Annotated in this window: 20 protein-coding genes and 3 riboswitches; of the genes, 7 read left to right on the forward strand and 13 right to left on the reverse strand. The window is 54.0% G+C overall.

Features of this window, described 5'->3' with window-relative positions; translation table 11 throughout:
* Nucleotides 1-207: 207 nt before the first annotated feature.
* The 6 genes from AC0LWM_RS08905 to AC0LWM_RS08930 form a co-directional block, all read right to left on the reverse strand.
* Nucleotides 208-2,532 (reverse strand): universal stress protein, encoded by a 2,325-nt coding sequence (locus AC0LWM_RS08905; protein ID WP_474674569.1) that lies wholly within the window; start codon nt 2,530-2,532, stop codon nt 208-210.
* Nucleotides 2,533-2,704: 172 nt separating this feature from the next.
* Nucleotides 2,705-3,310: a potassium-transporting ATPase subunit KdpC gene (gene kdpC, locus AC0LWM_RS08910; protein WP_474674570.1), complete on the reverse strand. Its 606-nt coding sequence runs from the start codon at nt 3,308-3,310 to the stop codon at nt 2,705-2,707.
* A gap of 30 nt (nt 3,311-3,340) precedes the next feature.
* Entirely contained in the window at nt 3,341-5,377 is a 2,037-nt protein-coding gene (kdpB, locus tag AC0LWM_RS08915; protein WP_474674837.1) for a potassium-transporting ATPase subunit KdpB, read from the reverse strand.
* Nucleotides 5,378-5,396: 19 nt separating this feature from the next.
* Nucleotides 5,397-7,076: a potassium-transporting ATPase subunit KdpA gene (kdpA, locus tag AC0LWM_RS08920; protein WP_474674571.1), complete on the reverse strand. Its 1,680-nt coding sequence runs from the start codon at nt 7,074-7,076 to the stop codon at nt 5,397-5,399.
* Between the two features lie 25 nt (nt 7,077-7,101).
* Nucleotides 7,102-7,179 carry a potassium-transporting ATPase subunit F gene (locus tag AC0LWM_RS08925; RefSeq protein ID WP_474674838.1) on the reverse strand — a complete coding sequence of 26 codons (78 nt, stop codon included), beginning with the start codon at nt 7,177-7,179 and terminating at the stop codon, nt 7,102-7,104.
* 117 nt (nt 7,180-7,296) lie between these two features.
* Nucleotides 7,297-7,737: a hypothetical protein gene (locus AC0LWM_RS08930; protein WP_474674572.1), complete on the reverse strand. Its 441-nt coding sequence runs from the start codon at nt 7,735-7,737 to the stop codon at nt 7,297-7,299.
* A 130-nt stretch (nt 7,738-7,867) separates the two neighbouring features.
* Nucleotides 7,868-8,052, reverse strand: a riboswitch (cyclic di-AMP (ydaO/yuaA leader).
* Nucleotides 8,053-8,139: 87 nt separating this feature from the next.
* Nucleotides 8,140-8,328, reverse strand: a riboswitch (cyclic di-AMP (ydaO/yuaA leader).
* A 374-nt stretch (nt 8,329-8,702) separates the two neighbouring features.
* On the opposite strand from AC0LWM_RS08930, the gene AC0LWM_RS08935 reads away from it, so the two are divergent.
* The 3 genes from AC0LWM_RS08935 to AC0LWM_RS08945 are packed head-to-tail and all read left to right on the forward strand — an operon-like array spanning nt 8,703 to nt 9,770.
* Nucleotides 8,703-9,179, forward strand: a complete 477-nt coding sequence (locus AC0LWM_RS08935; protein ID WP_474674573.1) for an RNA polymerase sigma factor — start codon at nt 8,703-8,705, stop codon at nt 9,177-9,179.
* Nucleotide 9,180: 1 nt separating this feature from the next.
* A complete protein-coding gene (locus AC0LWM_RS08940; protein WP_474674574.1) occupies nt 9,181-9,519 on the forward strand; it encodes a hypothetical protein in 339 nt (112 codons plus the stop codon).
* Nucleotides 9,520-9,521: 2 nt separating this feature from the next.
* Entirely contained in the window at nt 9,522-9,770 is a 249-nt protein-coding gene (locus AC0LWM_RS08945; protein WP_474674575.1) for a hypothetical protein, read from the forward strand.
* A 31-nt stretch (nt 9,771-9,801) separates the two neighbouring features.
* Here the strand turns inward: AC0LWM_RS08945 and AC0LWM_RS08950 are convergent, their stop codons facing one another.
* From AC0LWM_RS08950 to metA, 4 genes are all read right to left on the reverse strand, one after another.
* Nucleotides 9,802-10,164 (reverse strand): hypothetical protein, encoded by a 363-nt coding sequence (locus AC0LWM_RS08950; RefSeq protein WP_474674576.1) that lies wholly within the window; start codon nt 10,162-10,164, stop codon nt 9,802-9,804.
* A gap of 215 nt (nt 10,165-10,379) precedes the next feature.
* On the reverse strand, nt 10,380-11,513 hold the full coding sequence (gene mqnC / locus AC0LWM_RS08955) for a cyclic dehypoxanthinyl futalosine synthase (protein WP_474674577.1): 1,134 nt from the start codon (nt 11,511-11,513) through the stop codon (nt 10,380-10,382).
* A gap of 700 nt (nt 11,514-12,213) precedes the next feature.
* Nucleotides 12,214-13,371 carry a PLP-dependent transferase gene (locus tag AC0LWM_RS08960; protein ID WP_474674578.1) on the reverse strand — a complete coding sequence of 386 codons (1,158 nt, stop codon included), beginning with the start codon at nt 13,369-13,371 and terminating at the stop codon, nt 12,214-12,216.
* A 107-nt stretch (nt 13,372-13,478) separates the two neighbouring features.
* Nucleotides 13,479-14,396, reverse strand: coding sequence for a homoserine O-acetyltransferase MetA (gene metA / locus AC0LWM_RS08965; RefSeq protein WP_474674579.1), 918 nt, complete (start codon nt 14,394-14,396; stop codon nt 13,479-13,481).
* A gap of 121 nt (nt 14,397-14,517) precedes the next feature.
* Nucleotides 14,518-14,635: riboswitch (SAM riboswitch) on the reverse strand.
* Between the two features lie 429 nt (nt 14,636-15,064).
* Here metA and corA point away from each other — a divergent pair.
* Nucleotides 15,065-16,000 (forward strand): magnesium/cobalt transporter CorA, encoded by a 936-nt coding sequence (corA, locus tag AC0LWM_RS08970; RefSeq protein ID WP_474674580.1) that lies wholly within the window; start codon nt 15,065-15,067, stop codon nt 15,998-16,000.
* Between the two features lie 111 nt (nt 16,001-16,111).
* On the opposite strand, the gene AC0LWM_RS08975 is transcribed toward corA, so the two are convergent.
* On the reverse strand, nt 16,112-17,128 hold the full coding sequence (locus tag AC0LWM_RS08975; protein WP_474674581.1) for an HRDC domain-containing protein: 1,017 nt from the start codon (nt 17,126-17,128) through the stop codon (nt 16,112-16,114).
* A gap of 263 nt (nt 17,129-17,391) precedes the next feature.
* On the opposite strand from AC0LWM_RS08975, the gene AC0LWM_RS08980 reads away from it, so the two are divergent.
* The 3 genes from AC0LWM_RS08980 to ilvD all read left to right on the forward strand — a co-directional run bounded on the left by AC0LWM_RS08980 (nt 17,392) and on the right by ilvD (nt 20,066).
* Nucleotides 17,392-17,688 (forward strand): DUF3055 domain-containing protein, encoded by a 297-nt coding sequence (locus AC0LWM_RS08980; RefSeq protein ID WP_474674582.1) that lies wholly within the window; start codon nt 17,392-17,394, stop codon nt 17,686-17,688.
* 71 nt (nt 17,689-17,759) lie between these two features.
* The gene (locus AC0LWM_RS08985; RefSeq protein WP_474674583.1) at nt 17,760-18,032 is read left to right on the forward strand and encodes a hypothetical protein; all 273 of its coding nucleotides are present in this window, start codon (nt 17,760-17,762) and stop codon (nt 18,030-18,032) included.
* A gap of 348 nt (nt 18,033-18,380) precedes the next feature.
* Nucleotides 18,381-20,066, forward strand: coding sequence for a dihydroxy-acid dehydratase (gene ilvD, locus AC0LWM_RS08990; protein WP_474674584.1), 1,686 nt, complete (start codon nt 18,381-18,383; stop codon nt 20,064-20,066).
* A 343-nt stretch (nt 20,067-20,409) separates the two neighbouring features.
* Here ilvD and AC0LWM_RS08995 read toward each other — a convergent pair whose 3' ends face one another.
* Nucleotides 20,410-21,681 (reverse strand): methyl-accepting chemotaxis protein, encoded by a 1,272-nt coding sequence (locus AC0LWM_RS08995; RefSeq protein WP_474674585.1) that lies wholly within the window; start codon nt 21,679-21,681, stop codon nt 20,410-20,412.
* Between the two features lie 108 nt (nt 21,682-21,789).
* Entirely contained in the window at nt 21,790-24,192 is a 2,403-nt protein-coding gene (locus AC0LWM_RS09000; protein WP_474674586.1) for a phosphodiester glycosidase family protein, read from the reverse strand.
* Nucleotides 24,193-24,270 lie beyond the last annotated feature (78 nt).

A 24,270-nucleotide genomic window follows, 5' to 3' on the forward strand; every position in this document is an offset into this window, starting at 1 on the left:
ATCACTGCCATTGTACACCAACTGTCGAAGGATGAACATATGGAAGATCGCATGAACGCGGGGCGCTTGTAACCCGTCATGGCGACAACAAGATGATGCTCCAATTATTGTAACCCTGGATTCAATTCATCGTTACGGTCATTGTACTGCATCGCGACGCGCAAGACAGCACCAAAAACGGTTACAGCCGTCTTCTGCACATACGGATCATGTCCGGTCCGACTGAGGGTCGGCTACGACGAGCACGTCGATATGCCGCGCCGAACGAAGCACGCTCCGGACGATCGAGCCGTGAAGCCACTCGTACCAGAACGGTCTCCGCGACCCACCGATGATAAGCTGGGTCGCGCGATACTCGTTCGCTTTGTCCACGAGCACCTGCGCGATCCGTTTCCGGCGGCGCGATTCCTGCATTTCGAACGTCCCGCCGAACCGTTCGGTTAACGAGCGAAGCGTATCGATCCGCTTCGCCGTCCCTTCATCCACCGGTTTGCCTTCTTCGTGCACATATAGGACGAACCAAGCCGCCTTCAGCCGGTACGCGATGCGAAAGCCTCTGCGGATCAGCCGCTCCGCGCGTTCTCCCGTATGGATGCAGACGAAGATAACCTCCTTCCTTCGCCAAGGGCCGCGCAGCGTTTTCCGGCGTTCCCACGATTCCAGCCGCTCGTCGACATCGTCGGCGATTTCGCGCAGCGCAAGCTCCCGCAAGGCAATCAAATTGCCTATCTTGAAAAAAGCGCCGAGCGCTTGCTCTACCTTGGCCATCGCGTAAATTTTGCCCTCCTTCATCCGCTGGCGCAGCGATTCGGGCGCCACGTCGATCAGCTCGACCTCGTCCGCCATGCGCAGGATGGAATCGGGCACCGTTTCCCGTACGCGCACGCCGGTAATTTGCTCCACCGCATCATTTAAGCTTTCCAGATGCTGCACGTTCACCGTCGAGATCACGGATATGCCGGCTTCCAATATCCGAATGACATCCTCGTACCGTTTTTTGTAAGTACTGCCCGGCACGTTCGTATGGGCCAATTCGTCGACGAGCACCACCTCCGGATTGCGCCGAATGATTTCGTCCGCATCCATTTCCTCAAGCTTCGCTTCTTTATAATGGATCGTCTTGCGCGGCAATACCGCCAATTCGCCGACCTGGGCGGCCGTTTCCTTCCTTCCGTGCGTTTCCAGCAGCCCAACGACGACGTCGATCCCTCTTTTGCGCAAATCGTTCCCTTCCCGCAGCATCGTATACGTTTTGCCGACGCCGGGCGCCGCGCCGACATACACCTTAAATTTGCCGCGACGGATCCGGTCGATTTTCTCCTCCACCTCGTCGTCGCTCAACCTCCGGAACAACTCGTCGGTTCGTTCCGGCTCGCGTTTCGCCGGGATAATGCGCTCGCCCTCATGCTCGGTGCGGTCGGCGACCATAAATACGTCGATATTGCGCGTATGCTTCAAAATTCCGCTTACAATAGAGCCTTGAATGAGCTCCTGCCAGCGTTTTTGCTTGGAGTGGCCCAGCACGATCCGTGTCACGTGCCGTTCAAGGGCATACCGGACGAGCGCGGCGGGCAAAGCGCGTCTCGGCGGAAGCGGCAGCTCTTCGAAGGCGGCGCCGACCTTTTCGGTCAGCTTGATCATCGATCTTCGGAACGTAGCCTGCTCCTTCGACAATTCCTTCTCCGGCGAGACGAAGGAAGCGACAACGAGCTCGCCGTTCAGCCGTTTGGCGATTTGCTGTCCGCGGCGAATATAGATCGAGCCGTTCCAGTGATACTGCACCGATACAAGAATGCGTTCCGCCGCGCCGGACGGCCCGACGAGGCCGAGCTTCTCGCGATGCTTCTCCAGCGAATCGTTGACGTCTTCGGCCATGAGCCGCAGCGACAGCTCACGAAGCACGCCGAGATTGCCCCGCTCCAGCCATTCGCCGTCCCGGCCGCCCCGTAGGCCGCCTTCCGCGAACCGCTTCAGCACCGTTTCGGGACTGACGTCGATGAGCCGGACTTCGTCCGCCAGCTCCAGCGTATCTGCGGGAACGGTTTCTTCGGCTTCGATGCCGGTCAGCTTCTGCGCAATTTCATGCATGCCTTCCAGTTCATATACATTAATCGTCGTAATGACGCTGATTCCTTTGTTCAGCAAATAATGAATGTCGTCCAGTCTCGTAGCGAACCGGGCGCCTTCCCTGTTGCGGTGGGCCAAGTTATCGACGAGCACGACTTCCGGATTGCGTGCCACGAGCGCTTCGAGATTCAAATCCTTTTTCTCTACACCATCCTTCACCCAATGGATGCTCGGCACGCGCTCCAGACTGCCGATTTGTTCCACCGTTTCCGGCCGCCCCAGCGTCGACACGCCGCAAATGACGACATCGATGCCTTGCTGCTGCAAATGCTGCCCCTCTCGCAGCATTTGATACGTTTTACCCGATCCGCTTACGGCTCCGACCAACACTTTCAGCCGACCGCGCCCCAGCTTGTAGATCGACAGCAATATTTCTTCCGGCGTTTTTCTCTTGAAATTTTCCACCATGACTCCCCCTTATCAACAACCGCACAATGACCGACCGGTACAGTGATTACGTGATTCGTACCACGCGCAGCTAGCAGCTCCCGGCGCGTAGTGCGTGGTCCCATGACGATGCTCAACAACATGCCGAAACCCCGCCTGATTTCTGCAATCAGGCAGGTTTTTCGAACGGCTATTGTATCATCGCCGACAACGCAATATTCAGCTGCAGCACGTTCACATGCTTCTCGCCGAACAAGCCAAGCTCCCGTCCCTCGGTATGCTCCTCGACCAGTGCATTTAGCTTCTCGGCCGGGATGCCGGTCAGCTTGCTGATTCGCGGCACCTGTACCTTCGCCGATTCCGGCGAAATGTGCGGGTCCAGCCCGGAACCGGAGTTTGTGATCAGATCGACGGGCAACTGACTGACCGGAACGTCCGGGTTTTCCCGCTTCCATGCTTCGATCGAATCCTTCGTCCTCTGCAGCATATCCGGGTTGGAAGGCGCGTAGTTATTGGAGCCGGAGCCCGCGCCGTTATAATCGATGCTGGACACGCGGCCGTGGAAAAATTTCGGATCGGCGAAGGTTTGCCCGATCAGCTCCGAGCCGATCACTTGTCCGGCTTCATTCTTGATCAAACTGCCGTTCGCTTGATCCGGCATCGCCAGCTGCGCGATCCCCGTGCAGACAAGCGGATAGACGATTCCGCACAGCACGATGAACAATACACTGATACGCAGGATGGTAAACAAATATGATCCCGCCGACGGCGACGGAGCGTTTATCGAATCATTCATACCTTTTCATCTCCTAATAGGTATAAGTCTTTAAATCCAAATCGTCACGACGAGGTCGATCAGCTTGATGCCGACAAACGGCACCATCACGCCGCCAAGGCCGTAGATCAGCAAGTTCCTGCTCAGAAGTTGGGTCGAGCTCATCGGCTTGTAGGCAACGCCTTTCATCGCAAGCGGGATAAGCAGCGGAATGATGATCGCGTTAAAAATAAGCGCCGACAGAATTGCGGATAACGGTGAGCCTAATCCCATCACGTTGAGCGCGTTCATCTCCGGTATCGCTAACATGAACATCGCAGGGATGATGGCGAAATATTTGGCGATATCGTTCGCGATGCTGAACGTCGTCAAAGCGCCGCGCGTCATGAGCAGCTGTTTACCGATCGCAACGACCTCGATGATCTTCGACGGGTCGGAGTCGAGATCGACCATGTTGGCCGCTTCCTTCGCGGCGATCGTGCCGCTGTTCATCGCTAGGCCGACATCGGCTTGGGCAAGCGCCGGCGCGTCGTTCGTGCCGTCGCCGGTCATGGCAACAAGCTTGCCTTCCGCCTGCTCGCGGCGAATGACGGCGATTTTGTCCTCCGGCTTGCTTTCGGCGATAAATTCGTCCACGCCCGCTTCGCGAGCGATCGTTGCCGCGGTCAGCGGATTGTCGCCGGTACACATGATCGTTTTGATGCCCATCTTGCGAAGCTGGTCGAACCGTTCCTTCATGCCCGGCTTCACTGTATCCTTCAAATAGATCAAGCCGACGATTTCGCTGTCTACTGCAACGGCAAGCGGCGTTCCGCCCTCCGAGGCGATTCCGTTGCTCCGTTCGTCCAAATCCGCCGGTATCGCGCCTCCTTGCGCCGCGACCCATCGCTTGATCGAATCGACCGCGCCTTTGCGCACTTTGCGGCCGTCCGTCAAATCCAGGCCGCTCATCCGCGTCTCCGCCTTAAACTCGATAAACTCGGCGCCATTGCCCAAAGAAGCGTCATAGCTCAATTCATTCCGCTTCATTAACTCCAGCACCGACCGTCCTTCCGGCGTTTCGTCCTTCAGCGAGCTGATCGCGGCCCACTCGGCGACCTTGTTTCCCGATTGGGAGCCGACCGCAATGAATTCGCTCGCCATCCGGTTGCCGAACGTAATCGTTCCCGTCTTGTCGAGAATCATCGTATTGATGTCGCCGGATGCCTCCACCGCTTTGCCGGACATTGCCAGCACGTTGAACTGCGTCACGCGGTCCATTCCCGCAATGCCGATTGCGGACAACAAACCGCCGATCGTCGTCGGAATGAGACAGACGAGCAATGAAATCAATACCGGGATTTTCAAATCCACGTTCACGAACGCGGCGATCGGATTCAGCGTAACGACAACGATGAGGAAAATAAGCGTTAAGCTGATGAGCAGCGTGTTTAACGCGATTTCGTTCGGCGTTTTTTGGCGTTTTGCCCCTTCGACGAGGGAAATCATCCGATCGATGAACGACTCGCCCGGATCGCTCGTAATGCGGATCTTGATCGTATCGCTAACGACGCGGGTTCCGCCCGTGACCGAGCTGAAGTCGCCGCCCGCTTCTTTAATGACCGGGGCCGATTCGCCGGTAATCGCCGACTCGTCGACCGAAGCGAGCCCTTCAATCACTTCGCCGTCGCCCGGAATCAGCTCGCCTTGCGCGACGATGACAATGTCGCCTTTTCGAAGCTCGGTCGACGGAACGGCTTTGACGCCGGAACCGCCGGAAATCACCTTGTTCGCCATCGTTTCTTTTTTCGTCTGCTTGAGCGTGGCCGCTTGCGCTTTGCCTCGGCCTTCCGCGAGCGACTCGGCGAAGTTCGCGAACAGCAGCGTGAACAGTAGAATCAAGAACACGGTAATGTTAAACCCAAGGTCCCCGGTCGTATGAAAATATCCGGGAAACAACACCATCAACAGCACGATGAATGTGCCAACCTCAACAACGAACATGACCGGATTTTTCATCATTTGCACCGGGTTTAGTTTCTTAAAGCTATCTTTAACCGCTTGATTCACAATCGGCGCGGTCAACATTTTTTTACGCGGAGTTCCCATGATCATTGCACCTCTCCCATTATCGAAGCGTCAAATATTCGGCGATCGGTCCAAGCGCCAGCACCGGCAGGAAGGTCAATGCGCCGATGAGCAGCACGATTCCGACAAGAATGCCGGTAAACAGCTTGTTGTCCGTGCGGAACGTGCCGATCGTTTCAGGCACCCATTGCTTGCGGACCATCGATCCCGCCACAGCCAGCAGCGCCACCATCGAAATATAGCGGCCGAACAGCATGACGAGTCCGGTCGAGATGTTCCAGAACGGCGTATTGTCGGCAAGTCCCTCGAAGCCGGAGCCGTTATTCGCAGCGGACGACGTATACTCGTACAACACTTGCGAGATGCCGTGGAAGCCCGGGTTCGTAATCGCGCCTTTTCCGAGATCGGTGAGAAACGCAATCGCGGTAGGTGCCAATATGATGAACGGATGCGCTAGAATCGCGATTGCAATTAGCTTCATTTCGCGCGCTTCGATTTTTCTGCCTAGAAATTCCGGCGTTCGCCCGACCATCAACCCGCACAAGAACACGGCCAGTATCGCGTACATCAGCATATTGACGAGTCCGACGCCTTTGCCGCCGAACACGCAGTTCAGCATCATCAAGGCAAGCGGCGTAATCTGACCGAGCGGCGTCAGCGTATCGTGCATATTGTTGACCGTACCGGTCGTTGCCGCCGTCGTCACCGTCGTGAACAAGGCCGACTGCGCGATACCGAAGCGGACTTCTTTGCCTTCCATGCTGCCTTGCGAAGCATCGACGCCAAGCGCATTAATGGCTGGATTGCCTTGGCTTTCCGAATAAAAGACAATCGACAGAAACAGGATGAACAACGTCATCATCGCTGAGAAAATCACCCAGCCTTGCTTTTTGTTACGGGCGAACAATCCGTACGTATACGGCAATGCCGCCGGCAGCGCCCACATCGACAGCATTTCGATGACGTTCGTTAACGCGTTCGGATTTTCAAACGGGTGCGAAGAGTTCGCTCCGAAAAATCCGCCGCCGTTCGTGCCTAAATGCTTGATTGATTCCAGCGAAGCAACCGGGCCCATCGCGATTTGCTGCACGGCCCCCTCAAGCGTTGTCGCCGTAACCGTAGGCTGCAGCGTCTGAGGCACCTGCAAGGCGACGAGCAGCAGCGTAATGACAACGGCGAACGGGAAAAAAATCCGCGTATGCGCCTTGATGAAATCTTCGAAGAAGTTGCCGATATGCTGCCCTTTGCTCGTAATGCCGCGCACGAACGCGATCGCCACCGAAAAGCCGGTCGCCGCCGAGGTGAACATCATCATCGTGATAACCGCCATTTGCGAGAAATAGCTAAGTCCTGATTCGCCGCTGTAATGCTGTAGGTTCGTGTTGGTCATAAAGCTGATGACCGTATTGAAAATCAGGGTCGGCTCCATGTTGTCGGTCCCGCTTGGGTTCAGCGGCAGACCTTTTTGCAGCCGCAATACAATATAACTGATCGCAACCAGCGCAATGTTGGTCAGAATAAAGCTTAACGCGTATTTTTTCCATGTCATCCCGGAGCGGTTGCGCAAGCCGACAGCTTTATATATCAGCTTCTCGACCGGCGCGAACAGCTTGTCGCTCCAATTCGATTCATTGGAAAAGACGCGATACACGTACGTCCCCAAAGGTTTGACAAGCAATAAAAGCAGCGCGATGACCGCGGCGATTTGTATCATTCCCATCTAAACTCTCCTCCGCATCTTTACATTAGAACTTCTCCGGATTCACTAGCGCATAAGCCAAATATACGAATACGAACAGCGCTGCGATCAGCACGACGATCATTTCGGCTCGCCTCCCGTCTCAACCACGCTGTCGCACCAACGGAGAAATCCGTAAAACAAGCCGAACGCGGCGGCTAGCGCCGAAATCATATATAAGTCCAACATTGAATATCAACTCCTACCCGTTCTCGGAGGATTGCAGCAGAAACGCAACCTCACCGGTTCTTGAATGCACGACGCAATCCGCGCCTAACCCCCGATAGATCATCCGCGGATTTGCCCCTTGCGTAATGACATAAATCGACTTGGACGTCCACGTCCGGCAAACCTGAATGAAACGGCAGCACAAATTCAGGCTTTGTTCGAAAATGTAAACATTGCCGACGGCCACCTCAGGCACGATCCAAGTCTGGTGATCCGCCGAATCGATGCAGATGACATGCTGTACGCCGAGGCCGGTCCAATAGCTTCTTGCCTCTTCGGTATTCGTCAAGACGGCATACGGAATTTTTTTATATTTCAAAAGCTTCACAAAATTTTCTCCCGCTTTGTTCGGTGCGTACACCAGCGTAAACTGCGGTTCCCCGTCGGATTCCTCCGGCTGATAGGTATTCTCCATTCCAATTCTCCTCCTTGTACTTTAAGGAGAAAGCAACAACAAAGAAGCCTGCGAGATGAGGAACTCTTCTCGCAGGCTTCCGGCATCATGCGATTCGTTATTCGAATCGCAGTTGGAAAGCACGACAATCGTTGCCTCTCCCTATACGCTTACGAGGTTAGCTGTCGGATTCGGACGTGGAAGTCGCCCTACCCCAAGGTCAACTTGTTTGACCTTAAGGATTCACCCCGTGGCTTCGGCCCGATGCTTATTCACATCGGCCCGCGGCCGTTGGTTCCCCCGCTCTCCTGCTCGGAGACTCAGCGATAAAGATGCATTATGATTCATCACATTTCGTTTTTGGACAATAAAAAACCACAGAGGCTTTAACCCCTGCGGTCGTTTACACGATCACGGTGTCACTCCTCTCTCCATCCACGCTTACGAGGTTAGCTGCCGGATTCGGGCGGTGAGAGTTCGCCCTACCCCAAGGTCATCTTGTTTGACCTTAAGGATTCACCCCATGCGACATCGCAATCCGCTCTCACACAGACGGCCATATCGCGGTTGGTTCCCCCGTTTTCCTGTTCGGAAACTCAGCGATCATTGAAGCAATTCGTTGAATTGGTAAATCATGAATTGAATCATACTCCTCGCTCTTGAAACTGTAAAGGCGGCTTTCAAGCGAAATGAGGCACGAATTGGAAACCTGCGAAGGAGTGGAGCGCTTACTTGACGGATAACCTTTTGTTTTCTTGGATTATCTCTGTCGTTCGGCGATTATCTCGAATCTTGCAGATCCAAGCTGCGAAAAGCAAGAAAAGAGCTCAAATCGTGTTCATAGTTGAGGAAATGGGAGGAAAGTATGATTTTAGTGCGTTTATTGAACTTCTGCTAGTCCAATAAAAATATTTTTCAAAAATCATCGGGCGATTCGAACTAATCTCGGTTTGATAACGACTATTGTAGTGAGGGGGTGGGGAAATGTGGAATTTGACGGAATCTACGAACAATTTGCAGATCGCGTCTATTCATATTTGAAATATAAGCTTCGTGACACGCATCTGATTGAAGATATTTTTCAAGACACCTTCTTATCTGTTTATACGAACCTGGACAAAGCGCCTCGCGTCAGATCCATGAAAGCTTGGATTTTAACAATCGCACACCATAAAATGGTCGATCGGCTTCGCAAGTCAAATATGGAAACAAGCAGTGAAATCGAGCTGGAGCAGGCACAGGCGCATGAGGCTTCCCCCGAACACCGGCTCATCTTGCGTGCTGATTTATCCGAAATGCTGAGTCGATTGGACGAAGTCTCCCGAACGATTATGTATTGTATTTACGTAGAATGTCTTACCTACCGGGAAGTTGCGCAGCTTACGGGATTATCGGAAGGGACTATCAAGAGCAAATGTTATTATGCAAAAAGAAAACTAATGAACTGGATGGAGGAGGGGTAGCATGGATCAGCGGGAACAAGAACTGCGGGAGCTTGCATTGCAATATGTTGCAGGCTGGTTGGATGCGGAGTCTAAAATGCAAGTGTTTGAATTGATCCGCCAAGATCCCCGGTTCAGACAATATTTGAAGGAAGAGCTGACATTGTTCCGGCAAATGCAGCAAATCTCCGCTTCGCTCCCTCCCGGTCAGAAGTCGGCGTGGCTCAAGCAAGTGAAGTCCAAAGCGACGGAGCTGGAGCAAACTGTGGATTCCCCGCTGGATTTGGTGAATTGGATCTTCAAGATGACAATGCCGAGCCTGGCATATCATACTTTAAATCAACTGATAAGGAGATGTTAGTTATGAGTAATATCCCTACAAAAGAAATCGGCGAACTGATGGAGGTCATGTCGGATAAAGTCCCCAAGCTAGTGAATGAGCTTATCAAATCGCTGTATTCAGAACAAGCAGGCGCTCAGATGGGGCTGGCCGTCGGCCAATTTTACAAAGGGCTTGTGGATGCGGGCATCCCTCCTGCAGATGCGCTGGAAATGGCCAAAGACTATATCGGAACGCTCAAGTCGGTAGCCTCCAGCTTTTCGAATCATTGATATGCGCTGGCTAGTTCTGCTATCAGGTATCCTAAAGGTTGTTGGGAAAGGGAGTCTGCTTGTTCCTGCGGTATTTTACCGAAGGCATCAAGGGATAAAGGCGTTCCGAAAAGCGTTGCGGCATGCCGGAATGAATACCGAACAAATCGAGCAATTGGTCGGTGTTTACAGAGAACAAGGGGACTTGTTGAATTATGTTCGCGGTAGGATTTCTTCTAAGTCGGGATAAGGACACATGTTTTCGACGTCCGACGACATCCATTCTTTGTCGTATGTGTTCAACAGCAGCAGCATCGACCGCATCAAGCCCTGTCAGATCATCATTGCATAACGAGCAATGGAAATCCTCTGAATTCGAGTAAAAAAGGAAATCCGTTGCAAAATGTGCAATCAAAATTGAATTCCCCCTCTTCAAATCACATGATTTGGAATTCCGATTGTACGAAATACAATCGAATGAACTTGTACCGGCACCATACTAGTATCCGTATAAAAAATGCAATGTTAGATCGACCACACGAAACTATGCGACGTAAAACTTGGGCTTTCCAACAAAAAACCTCCGCACCGCGAAAAAATTCGTGGAGCGGAGGTTGCTATTTATTACGATTAGTTCTGCATTACAAAATCTTTCTCCACGGTCGCGTTGTCGTCGAATACGCGCAGGATCTCGTAGCGCGTGTTGCGCTGCGCCGGGATTTTGCCCGCTTCGCGGATGATTTGCAGCGTCGAGCTGATGTTGACCTTATGCGTCGTGCCTGCCGCGGATACGACGTTCTCCTCGATCATCGTGCTGCCGAAATCGTTGCAGCCGTAGCTGAGCGTCAGCTTGCCGATCTCCGGCCCCATCGTCACCCATGACGATTGGAAGTTCGGAATGTTGTCGAGCATGATGCGGCTGATCGCGAGCGTCTTCAGATATTCCTCGGGCGACGCTTTTTCGACTTTCATGTTCGTATTGTCCGGCTGGAACGTCCACGGAATAAACGCCAGGAAGCCCGGCGTATTCAGCTTCTGCTGAATGCACTCGTCCTGCGCGTCGCGGATGCGCAGCAAATGCAGCGCGCGCTCCTCCATCGACTCGCCGAAGCCGATGACCATCGTGCCCGTCGTATGCATGCCTTGACGGTGCGCCGTTTGCATGACGTCCATCCAGTCGCGCCAGGAGCCTTTGAGGCGGCTGATTTTGCGGCGCGTGCGGTCGTCCAATATTTCAGCGCCGCCGCCCGGCAACGAATCGAGGCCTGCTTCGTTCAGCTGGCGAACGACTTCCTCCAACGACAAACCGCCGGACACTTCCTTCATTTTCATGATCTCCGCCGGAGAGAACGAATGCATCGTAATGTCGAAGCGCTGCTTGATCGCTTTCAGCAGGTCGGTATAATAGCTGAACGGCAAGTCCGGGTTCGTGCCGCCTTGCATCAAAATTTCGGTTCCGCCGACGTCGAGCGTCTCCTGAATTTTTTGGAAAATAACCTTGTCCGGAAGGACGTAACCTTCCTTGGAACCCGGCGCGCGGTAGAACGCGCAAAACCGGCAGTACACGTCGCAAATGTTCGTATAGTTAATGTTCCGTCCGACAACAAACGTCGTGATCGGCTCCGGATGCCATTTTTGCATAATGAGATTGGCGGTATGGCCCATTTTTTCGATTTCGTCGGATTCGAACAAGGCGATACACTCTTCCAGATTGATCCGTTCGCCGCTTGCGGCTTTATTCAATATTAAATCGATTTGGCTCATCGATATTCACTCCCATCCATTCCATCGTAACATAATTCGCCTACCAACGTCACCCTCCAAAATCGTGAACAATAACGGACTTTTTCCGCTGATTTGGAAGCCCCTTGGATAGAAATAACTGCGAAAATGCAGCTATTTCCCCAGGCTCTTACATGCGGTTAGTAATAAATGCAATTGTGCATCTATTTTTATCTAGTTCCCTTAAGTCGGCAGGTTCATCGAAAAATAGTTGCACATTTGCAGCAATTTACTGCTTTTTGCGTTCAAACGCAGAAAATACCTGTACTTTTGCAGCTATGCCGCATTCCCCATCTCCCTATGGGACATAGGGACGCAGAGAAGCGGGGATGCGTGGACGTGGGGGCGTGGATGCGTTGACTTGAGGACGTTGATACACGGATCTGAGGCCGTGGATGCGCGGATGTGAGAGCGTGGGTGCACGGACGTGAGGACTTGGATGCATGGACTTGAGGGCGGGGATGCACAGACGTGAGAACGTGGGTGCACGGAGTTGAGGGCGTGGATGCACCGACTTGAGGGTGTGGGTGCACGGACTTACGAGCGTGGATGCACCGACTTGAGGGCGTGGATGCGCGAACGTGGGGGCGTGGGATCGCGAGGACGCAAAGCGGGGGACGGTCGAGAACATAAAAAAGCCGACGGCAGCGGGAATCCTCCTTCCCCTCCGTCGGCAGTTTGTCTAGCCGAATATTTCGCGTTTTGCCGCTTCGATCGCGCCGCCCAAATCGGCGATCAAGTCGTCGATATGCTCGATGCCGACCGAGAAACGAAGCAGCTTGTCGTCAACGCCGACCTTGCGGCGGATTTCCTCCGGAATGTCGGCATGCGTCTGCACGGCCGGATACGTCATCAGCGATTCGACGCCGCCCAGACTTTCCGCGAACGCAATCAGCTTCACATGGCGCAGAATCGGCTCGATGAAGCGGGCATCCTTCATTTTGAACGAGAAGATGCCGGTATTGCCGCTCGACTGCTTGTTCTGGATGTCGTGCCCAGGATGGTTCGGCAGCGCCGGGTAAAACACTTCCTCCACGTCGGGATGTGCCGACAGGAACTCCGCCATCCGCGTCGCATTGTACTGGTGCCGTTCCATGCGAAGCGCGAGCGTCTTCATGCCGCGCATGAGCAGCCAAGAATCCTGCGGCCCGAGAACGGCGCCGATGGAATTATGCAAGAACGCCACTTGCTCGGACAGCTCCTTGCCTTTCGTTACGATCAAACCGGCCAGCACATCGTTATGTCCGCCCAGATACTTCGTCGCGCTGTGCACGACGATATCGGCGCCCTGCTCGATCGGACGCTGGAAGAACGGGGTCAGCAGCGTATTGTCGACGATGGAGAGGATGCCCTTCTTCTTCGCCCAGCCGCACACCAACTCAAGATCGGTCACCATCATGAGCGGATTCGTTGGAGTCTCGATCAGCAAGCCTTTCGTATTGTCGCGGAAGTTCGCCTCGAGCGCGTCCAGATCGTTCGTATCGACGTAGGTCGCCGTCACGCCGAAGCGGCTCATCACCTTCTCAAGCAGGCGATACGTCCCTCCGTACAAATCCAGCGAAACGAGCAGGTGATCGCCCTGGCTGAACAAAGCGAATACGATTTGCAGCGCGGCCATGCCGGAGCTGCAGGCGAATCCGGCGTCGCCCGATTCCAGTTCGGCGAACGCTTCCTCCAGCACGGCGCGGGTCGGGCTTTTGGTGCGGGAATAGTCGAACCCGGTGCTTTGTCCCAGCTTCGGGTGGCGGAATGCGGTTGCTTGGTAAACCGGGAAGCTGACCGCTCCGGTAACGGGCTCCTCCTGCGATCCGATTTGAGCTAAACGGCTTTCAATCTTCATGGTCGGTCATGTCCTCCTAAAAGTTTTGTGAAGCATTTGCTTCTTAGACAAGCTTCGCAACAAAACTCGCTTCGAAAGCATGTGCTTAATTCGGCAAAATCGCAAAATTATATTCCAGCGCCTAAATCAAACGGCGTTTCTTGGTAAACGTAATAGTTCAGCCAATTCGAGAACAGCAGGTTGGCATGCGCGCGCCATGTGGATAGCGGCAGACGGTTCGGGTCGTCGTGCGGAAAATAATTTTTCGGCAGCGCAATCGCAAGACCTTTGGCTACATCCCGATCGTATTCCCATTTCAGCGTCAGCGGATCGTATTCGGAATGTCCGGTCACGAAAATTTGCTTGCCGTCGGTCGAAGCCGCGATATATACGCCCGCTTCCTCCGATTCGGACAAAATTTCGAGGCCTTCGGCCTTCTCGATGTCTTCCTTGCGCACCTCGGTATGGCGGGACTGGGGAACGAAGAACATTTCGTCGAACCCGCGCAGCAGCTTCACGTTGCGCTTTGTGATCGTGTGCGGGAATACCCCGAATATTTTTTCGTCGAGCCCGTATTTCGGTACGCCGAAATGATAGTACAGGCCCGCTTGCGCGGCCCAACAAATATGCATCGTCGAGGTAACGTGCGTGCGGCTCCAGGACATGATGTCCTTCAGCTCTTCCCAGTATGTCACTTCCTCGAAATCCATCTGCTCGACGGGAGCGCCGGTAATGATCATGCCGTCAAACCGCTCGTGAGCGATTTCTTCAAACGTTTTGTAAAATTGCTCGAGGTGTTCGGGATCGGTATTTTTGGATGTATGGGTTTTCGGATGCAGCAGCACGAATTCAACCTGCAGCGGCGTGTTGCCGATAAGGCGAAGCAGCTGCGTTTCCGTCGTTTCTTTCGTCGGCATAATGTTCAGGATGACGATTTTGAGCGGGCGGATATCTTGGTGATACGCAACAGATTCGTCCATCACGAAAATATTTTCATTCACTAACACTTCTTTGGCAGGCAAATTGTCCGGTACTTTAATCGGCATAGCAACCGCTCCTTTTACAAAATAATAAATTCATGTTGGAGTAGGAGACGCTTGGCACCATGAAAAAAAGGACCCCTCCACAAAAAGAAAGGTGTCCTTGTCATCCATCATCAGGGCGCCTCTCTCATCTCTCAGAAACATTAAAGCTTCCGCAAGAATTAGCACCGTGCGTGACCTGTTCGGAAACGCCGGTTGCCGGGCATCATTGGGCTAGTCCCTCCGCCTACTCTTGATAAGAAAACAGCATGATTAATATGCAGTTGTCACAATCTTAATCCTTACTCTAATCGAAAAATCCTCTATCGTCAAGTCACAGTTTTCACTATAAGCCATAGTCTGTAAAGGGCGCGTAAACCGCGATAAATGATCATTTTGCCGCTTGCCCGCGCCTTCATTTGCATTATATACTAGACAGGTACTGCAAACTGTGTGCAAAGAGGTGGAACATGTATGGAAGGCGACCGACCGAAGCCCGCAATATGCTGCGGCATGCGTAACCGCCGGAATGAAAAGGCAATACTAGCTTCGAGGGCATCGTTAAAGAACGTAACCTGTCGGCGCGCACTCCCTGCATGACCTAACATAAGGGTGCCGTGGCCGCTGATATCGTCCTGCCCGTTTTTCGGAGCTGGTTTGAGCTTCCCGCAAACGAAAAGGAGGAATATCAGATGAAAATTCGCATGGTCAACAACGGCATTTTCACGCTCGTCGAGGATATTGCCACAACGCTAACGCCGCCGGATAGCGGCTTTTATTGGATTGATGCCGGGATTGAAGATTTGGAAGTGCTGCAGCCGTTATTCCACATGCATGATCTCGCGGTGGAAGACTGCTTAAGCGTCGAAGAGCAGCGTCCGAAGATCGAAATTTACGAAGGCCATTATTTTATCGTGATCAACAGCATCCGGTACGACGACGAAGAGATTTTCCTGCGCGCCCTGAACATCTTCTTGGGCAAACATTTCATCATTACGGTGACGAAGCAGAAAATCAACGAGCTGCGCGCGCTCAAGCCGCTCCTATGGGAAGAGGAAGTCAGCACGCCGGACCGGTTCCTGTATCACCTCGTCGACTTGGTCGTGGACAATTATTTCTCGGTCGGCGACCGGATTGAAGCCAAAATCGAAAATCTTGAAGAAGACATTCTTATGCATACAAAAAAATCGCATCTGATCGAAATTATCGGTCTGCGAAGCGAAATTTTGTGGCTCCGTAAAGTGCTTGGCCCGCAAAAAGAGCTTATCTTTACGTTAAACAAAAAAGATCTGAAGCTGATTGACGATCAGCTGCAAAAATATTTTAGCGACATCCATGAAAATGCCGTCAAAATTTCCGAGACGTTCGAAACGTTCCGAGAGCTGGTAGGCAACTTACGAGAAGCCTATCAATCCAGCCTGGCCAACCGGGCGAACGAAATCATGCGCGTGTTCACGGCGCTGACGACGATTTTCATGCCGCTTACCTTCATTACCGGCATTTACGGAATGAACTTTGATTTTATTCCGCTGATGCATTACCAATACGGCTCCATCGTCCTGCTTGCCGTCATGTTCCTGCTCGGCGCGGCGATGCTGTATATTTTCCGCAAAAAAGACTGGTTGTGACGATGGCCCTGTTTAATTAAAAAACGTGCGCAACACGTTGATCCGATCTGCGGTTCGGTTCGAGGTGCGGCGCACGTTTTTTGTATCGTCAGATTCACTTGGGGAAATCGCTCATCCCGCTTGCGCAGCGTCCTGATCGTGCAGCGCTTTCTCCCGGCGGTAACGAAGACGAATCAGACGCAGCCATTCGTAGGCCTGATCGAGATCTTTGCCCTTGAGCTCCTCTTCGCCGTACACCTTCTTCAGGAGCGGCTTCAAGTACCGGTCGCCCTCCTCCTCCAGTGCCTTCCACGCCGCTTCCTGCTCGGCCATCGGGACGCGCTGCAGCTCAACCTCGACGAGCGGCTCCGTGTCGTAGCCTTCCTTGTCCAGCTCTTCGATCCAGAGCAGCAGTTCCCTTCTCGGCATCGACACGCCTTGCTGCAGCTCGTTCAAGCTTTCGCCGCGCCGCATGCCCTCGAGTATTTTGCGTTTGTCGACCTGCTTGTCCATCTCCATTCTGTACTTCATCTCGCGCTGCTTCTGCTGCCATTGCAGAAACTGCTGCGGATCGACCTCCTGGCGCACCCAATCCAGCGGGAACGTTGTCGTTCGCTCGTAGGCGCGTGTCAGCTCGATGATCGCTTCGCCGTACAGCTTCACCTTGCTGTCGCCGAAGCCGGGAATTTGCTGCAGCTCCGCCGGCGTCTGCGGCAGAAACGCGCAGATCATCCGCAGCTCTCGGTTGGAAGCGAGAATGTACGGCACTTTGCTGTCCTTCGCCGCTTGCGTCCGGCGCCACCCGCGAAGCTGCTCGTACAGCTCCTCGCTGCCGTTCGTCTCGCTGTAAAATTGCAGCGCCTGCGTATATTTGCCCCGATTGCTCTGCGACGGCTCGTCCAGCATGCTCTCCAGCACCGGGCGGTAGCCCTCGCCGATCTTCAATGCGATGCGGTGGCGGAATACGGTGATCATTTCGTCCCAATAAGCGCCCTCGAACCAGACTGATTGCTCCTCCTGCCCGTTCTCCCGCGGTTCGTTCCAGAATACGTGCCATATGCCCTGCTGCTCGCAAATCGACACCTGCGCCGTCGTGACGCGATCTTCATCCACCCTCTTCTCCAAGCTGTTCATAAAAATCAGATTCATTCCATGCCCTCCTTATGGTCGTTTATCCATCGCAACGACAAAAAGCACCTCTCCTACTGAGTCGTAGAAGAGGTGCTTCCTCCGGGTTGATGAATATAATGAAATCATAGCATACGGTTCCATATTTTACAATCCCAATCTCTCTCCGATCCAATTGACGGTTCGAATCGTTCGCGTCCGGAACGTATGTATAGGAAGTGCTTTGCCCGCTCATTGCCGTTCATGTATAATCATCTGTATGACTTTCAGAAGGAGTGAACCGGATGTCGAGATTTGAATTTGACTTTTTATCGGACAGCACGGAGCAAACGTCGACCCGTTACGTCTGTTTTATCGGCCATAGCATGCGGAGATTCGACCTGGCGATTACGACAACGAATCGTTTCTACGGCAAGAAGCTTGTAACCGACCTTCAATCCGGCAAAACGGCCATCATTGGACCGGACGACCTGGAGGAAGAAGGCTACCTGGAATATACGTTTAAGCTGACGGAGGAAGAAGCGGTTGATTTAACCGATTTCTTGTCGCTTGTCGTCGGCACCGTGCATTTCACGGACTGACGAGCGGCCGCATAGTTTTCCGGGATCAGGGAACAATGGCATCAAGTCCTTTTTGATGGAGGTGCCATGCCATGCCCAAATTTTTGCGCGAAAAAAAACAGCAATACACCGACCTTGCAACCGTCGAATCGCAGCGCAACGATTTGACGAGCGAAGAATTTCCCGAGGGCCCTTACGGCGCAACCATCGTCTCGTCCGAGCTTGGCAAAAGCACGCCGTGGCGCGACGACCAGCGATCGGGCAATGCATTCTCCTACGAGAATCAAACGCTGCACGAATCGATGCCTCGCGAATATCCGGATGAAGACGGGCCGCCCGAAGATGCGTTCAGGGGCCATTGGTGAAGGAATCAAAGAACGCTTCATAACGCGTGTGATTTGAAGGGCAGTCCCTATTCCCGGGGAGGCCCTTCTTGTCGTTCTAACGGCTGCTCTAAGCCGTACTCCCAACTTGCTCCAGGCAGCCTGTTCCCCCCCGAATCCCTTTTCATCTCGTATCGCAGTTGCGGTATTGCGCGACGAATCCCTTTTCATCTCGTATCGCAGTTGCGGTATTGCGCGACGAATCCATCTTCTCTCCGGATTGCGTATGGCAAAAGTTTGGAATCAAGCCCCAAGGCATTTTTTATTTTATTTTTGGAACAAAAATGATAGAATCTAATGAAATGGACTTATTCATAGGAGGATTCTGTCATGGCTAACGCTAAAATGAGAAGCGATATGATCAAAAAAGGCTTCGACCGTGCGCCGCACCGCAGCTTGTTGCGTGCCGCGGGCGTCAAAGAAGAAGATTTCGGGAAACCGTTTATCGCCGTCTGCAACTCTTATATCGACATTGTACCCGGTCACGTTCACTTGCAAGAATTCGGCAAACTGGTCAAAGAAGCGATCCGCGAAGCGGGCGGCGTTCCGTTCGAGTTCAACACGATCGGCGTCGACGACGGTATCGCCATGGGCCATATCGGCATGCGTTATTCGCTGCCGAGCCGCGAAATTATTGCCGACTCCCTGGAGACGGTCGTTAACGCGCACTGGTTCGACGGCATGGTCTGCATCCCGAACTGCGACAAAATTACCCCGGGCATGATGATGGGCGCCCTGCGCGTCAACATTCCGACCGTTTTCGTCAGCGGCGGACCGATGAAAGCCGGCAAAACGTCCGACGGGCGTTCGATTTCGCTGTCTTCCGTATTCGAAGGCGTCGGCGCATACCAAGCCGGCAAAATCGACGAAAAAGGACTGCAGGAGCTGGAGCAATACGGTTGTCCGACATGCGGCTCCTGTTCGGGCATGTTCACGGCCAACTCGATGAACTGTCTTGCCGAAGGTCTCGGCCTCGCTTTGCCGGGCAACGGCACCATTCTCGCCGTCGCACCGGAACGTAGAGATTTCGTGAAGCAATCGGCCAAACAGCTGATGAAGCTGATCGAGATGGATCTGAAGCCTCGCGACATCGTGACATTGGAAGCGATCGACAACGCGTTCGCGCTTGACATGGCGATGGGCGGTTCGACGAACACCGTACTTCATACGCTTGCCCTCGCTTATGAGGCCGGCTTCGAATATCCAATCGAACGGATCAATGAAGTAGCTGCGCGCGTGCCGCATTTGGCGAAAATCGCCCCGGCATCCGATTACCATATCGAAGACGTGCACAATGCGGGCGGCGTGAGCGCCATCCTGAACGAGCTGCTGAAAAAACCGGGTTCGCTGCACAGCGAATGCATTACCGTTACCGGCAAAACGCTCCGCGAAAATGTCGAAGGCTGCGAAATTCAAAATAAGGACGTCATCCGTACGATCGACAACCCGCACAGCGAGCAAGGCGGCCTTGCCGTATTGTTCGGCAACCTGGCGCCAAACGGCTCCATCATTAAAGTGGGTGCGGTCGACAAATCGGTTGGCGGCTACCATAAAGGCCCTGCCATCTGCTTCGATTCGCAGGAAGATGCGCTGCATGGCATTGCGAACGGCAAAGTCAAAGAAGGCCACGTCGTCGTTATCCGCTACGAAGGCCCTAAAGGCGGACCGGGTATGCCGGAAATGCTCGCGCCAACGTCGCAAATCGTCGGCATGGGCCTCGGCGCCAAAGTCGGCCTAATTACCGACGGACGTTTCTCGGGCGCATCGCGCGGCATCAGCATCGGCCACATTTCGCCGGAAGCGGCGGAAGGCGGACCGATCGCGTTCGTACAAGACGGCGATATCATCGAGCTTGATCTGACGAACCGCAAAATCGAACTGCTAATCAGCGACGAGGAAATGGAAAAACGGAAAGCGGCATGGCCAGGTTTCGAGCAAAAAGTAAAAACCGGCTACCTCGCCCGTTACTCCAAGCTCGTGACGTCGGCCAGCACCGGCGGCGTTATGAAAATCTAATTTACGAAACAAATCGTGCTCCGTTGCCGTTAGCGTCAGCGTGATCTAGACATCTTGATGCGTCAACGGTCGCACTGGGATAAATAACGGGAAAACATGCAGTTATTACTTGTGAGAATCGCTTATGGATGAAAATAACGGGAAATACTGCAGTTAAATTCTCTCTATTTCACCAAAGGCCTAGTTTCTCGCCGGATTAAATACATGTTTTCCAGTTAATCAGCCCAAAATGACCAACAACAATGAAATTAACAACATGTTTTACAGTTAATGCTTGAATGAAACATGCCCCCGACCGGTAACGAGAAGTTACCATCGGGGGCATTTCGTATTGCTATTGCTGCTAAACCCGGAATCTTGCGATTTCCGATTGCAGCTGGTCCGCTTCGCCGCGCAGGATGTCCGAGGAAGAAGCGATTTCCTGCATGATCGCCGTCTGATCTTGAACCGCGGATGCGACTTCTCTTGCGCCGACGGAAATTCGATCGGCAATTTGCGAAATCTCTTTCGTTTCGGCGAGCGCTTGCTTCAACAACCCGCTCTGCCCCGAGACGACATCGGCGATTTCGTGGATCGCCCCCGCCGTCTCCAGCACAGCCTCGTTCAACCGCTCAAACATGCGGTTCGCCGTTTCGCCGTGCTCCTGCTCGCGGACGGCGATGTCTTCCTGCGCCGATATTTTCGTAACGACGCTGGTTACGCCGGTTTCGATTTGGCCCAGCAGCTCATTGATGTCTTTGACGGCTACGGCGCTTTGCTCGGCCAGCTTGCGGATTTCGCCGGCGACAACGGCGAAGCCTCTGCCCGCCTCCCCGGCCCGCGCCGCTTCGATCGATGCGTTAAGGGCGAGCAAGTGGGTCTGGTCGGCAATGCCGCCCACCGCTTGCGAAATATCGCCGATCTGCTGCGCCTTCGCGTTCAGCTTGCCGACAAGCTGCATCGACTCGCCGTTCGACAACGCCAGCTCCCGCATTCCATTCAACAACGAGCGTACGACGCTTCCGCTTTCTTCAATGGCGCGAACCATTTCTTCGGATAACATGCGCGTACGGCGCCCCTTCTCGTCAATAACTTCGCCGGCCGCGGCCATACGCTCGACCGATGCTAGCATCGATTTGGCCGATTCGGCTTGCGCATCGGCGCCGCTTGCGATCCAATCGACGGTTTCGGCGATCGACTCGATCCGCAATGCGGCATGATTCATCGCGGCGCTTAGCGTCGAGGCATTTTGCCTGGTGAGCGCGACATTGCCCGTCATTTCCTTGATCATATGGCGGAGGTTTGCGATCATTTTGTCGAAGGACAGGCTCAGCTTGCGCAGTTCATCGTCGGAGCGGCGGCTCGGAATTTCCACCTTCAAGTTGCCCGTCGCCGCTTCGTCGGCAACAACGGCGAGCTTCAGTAACGGACCGATGAACCACCGGGCGGCGAGCCATCCGAGCAACCCCGTCCAGAAGATGCCAAGCCCAAGAATGATCGGAATGTACAGCAAATCCCGCATATCCGGCGCGATCAGCGGTTTAAGGAAAAAAATAAAAAACGCGCTGCAGCCGTAGGTCGTAATCGATAATGCAACGATGCCGGTAACCATTTTTTTGACGATGCTAAGCTTCATTCTTATGTATCCCCCGTCTATGTATCCTCATGGCTAGCATCAATGTAGCTCATCAAACAAGAAAATGCTGTGACAAATGTCACAGCACCCATTGGAGTCAAAACTAATCTATTTGTTCAGCTTCGTTCCGAAGATGATCGCGTTGCTGATAAGCCGGCCGGGCTTCGTGAGCGTTTTACCTTGGAAATACAGCCCGGACGAGGCGCCGCCGTCGAGGTTGATCGCCTGATATGCGCCCAGCTTCAGCATCACTTGCGCCCACTGGTCGATCGTAGCGCCGGATACGGTCGCGAGCAGGATCGTACCGTCCTTCTTCACCGCAATGGCGCTTCGCCCCGCTCCGCTCGACAAGATTTTCGTTTCGGTGAACCCTTCCGCCTTCGGATCAACCGCCTTCTTGCCGTCCTTGACCAGACGCGGCCCGGCGCCAAACGCCGTCTGTACCTTGCTCCAATCGAGCTCCTTGCGGTCCTTGTTCTCATAGCGAAGGCGATACTCCGCTTCCCCGCCAACCTTGAACCGGTCGGCAAGCACCCGCTCCGATCCGGTCAAGTTGAGCACGAAGCCGTCCGCCGGGATGGCGACATCTTCGTTTTTGACGATTTTGGTCACTTTGCCGCTTTGCACGACAACCGACGTTCCGTAAGCGAAGCCCAGCTTCGCTCCGCGATGCGGCGTGAACAAAATGGCGGCATTGCCGTTCGGAGACGGGGTCCTGTTGACGAAGTAGGCGTACCAGTTGTTCGGCCACGAATACGAGCCGCCCGCGCCGCCTTCGATCTTCACCCGCAGCGTGTCGAACAGTACTTGCCCGTCGCGCGTAAACCCTACCGCGGACCCGACATTGCCGACATGCGCGACTTGGCCTTGCGAAATGACCGTTCCCCACGGTTCGGGAATGCCGCCGTATGCCTCGAAGAACGTCCCGTTGATCGCAATGTCCGCGTTATACGCCTTGGCGATCGACGACAGATCGGCGACTTTGCCTACCTTGCGATCGGCGAGACCGGCCGCAACCGGCATTCCCTTCGGAATGAGCACCGTCTGGACGGTGAACGTCCTGCCTCCGACCGAAACCTTCTCCGAAGCTGCTCGCGGCTGAAAGGCCAGCACCGGCGGCTGCGGCTTCACGACGTTCAGCTTCAAGATGCCGGAGCCCTCATACAGCTTGTCTGCCACGTTTACCGCAATATCGGCTTTCCCTACGGCAATCGCCGTGACTTTACCTTTTCCATCAACCTTGGCAACCTTCGGATTGCTTGAAGTAAATGAAACCGGTACGTCGGCGCTGAGTTTCATTTTATCCGTGACGAAATACGTATCGCCGATTTCCACGCTTTCTTCTTTCGCCGGCAGCTGAACCTGCACCGGCTTGCGCGGGCCGATCGCGTGAAGCTTGCCGTCCGCCGTTCCGTACAGCAGCTTGCCATCCGCCGTTATGGCAAGGTTGCCGGTGATTTTGCCCGCGCTTCCTTTATAAGCGTATACCAGCTTGCCGTTCGCATCGTAACCGGCAAGTTCGCCTCCCGACGCTGCGATGTATATCGTTCCGGTGCTGTCGATGACGGGGGATGCGACGAACTGCTGCGATCCGCTGCCGCCGGCCGACCATTTGACGCTCCCGTCTCCGCCATGAACCGCCGTTAATCCGCCGTTCGCCGCAGTGACGTACAACGTGCCGTCCTTACCGATCGCAGGCGTCATAAGCGTACGGGATGCATAAGACGCTTCCCGCTCCCATAACAGTGTACCGTCGACCTTCAAAGCGAGCAGCTTCTCTCCCGTAATGATGTAAACCGTTCCGTTTTGGGCGATCACGGGATTTATGGGTTGCAAAGGGCTTGTCCCGCCGATTTCATACTCCCATACGAGCCGTCCGGCGGTATCGACCGCGAAGACGTATCCTCGGTCGGAAGTCATGGCGCTAACGTAGATCGTGTCATCTCCGCCGATCGAGACGCCGCGGTATTCCGCGCCATGGGGCAGCGCGAACGTCCAAATCGATTTGCCTTTCGGATCAAACGCCAGCAACCGGCTGCCGTAGGCCAGATAACCATTCCCCTCCGAATCCAGTACCGGCACGGAAGGCAGCTGCCCGTCTTTCTTGCCTTCGAAGAAAGCGATATGGGTCTCGCCGCCTTTGCCCGCCTGATCGAACTGCAGCAATCTGGCGTTGGCTCCGCCAAACCATAGTTTTCCGCCTCCGTCCAACACCGGCGAAGTCAGGTTCGTATACGTCGGTACGCGCCACTTCATAATGCCTTCACGATCCAGCGCGTACAGCATCCCGCTTTCCGTGGACGCATAGATCGTGCCGTTGCCCGCAACGACAGGCGTGCGTACGGCCCCGCTGCCTTCAAATGCCCATAGCTCAACCTCGGCTTTATTGACCGAATAGCTCGATGGACTCGAAACGCTGTTCATTTCCCGCGCATCGCCGGCTAATGCTCCCATCGACGTACTGCACATGACGAAAGCAGCCATAGCCGCCGAAACAAACTTTTTTTTCATTTACTCCCCGCCTCGTATGCTAGTAAAATCTCTATCTCCCTATTATGCCAAAATTCGACGTGACAGGATAGTTAAAAT

It is taken from the genome of Paenibacillus sp. sgz302148 (assembly GCF_056120465.1).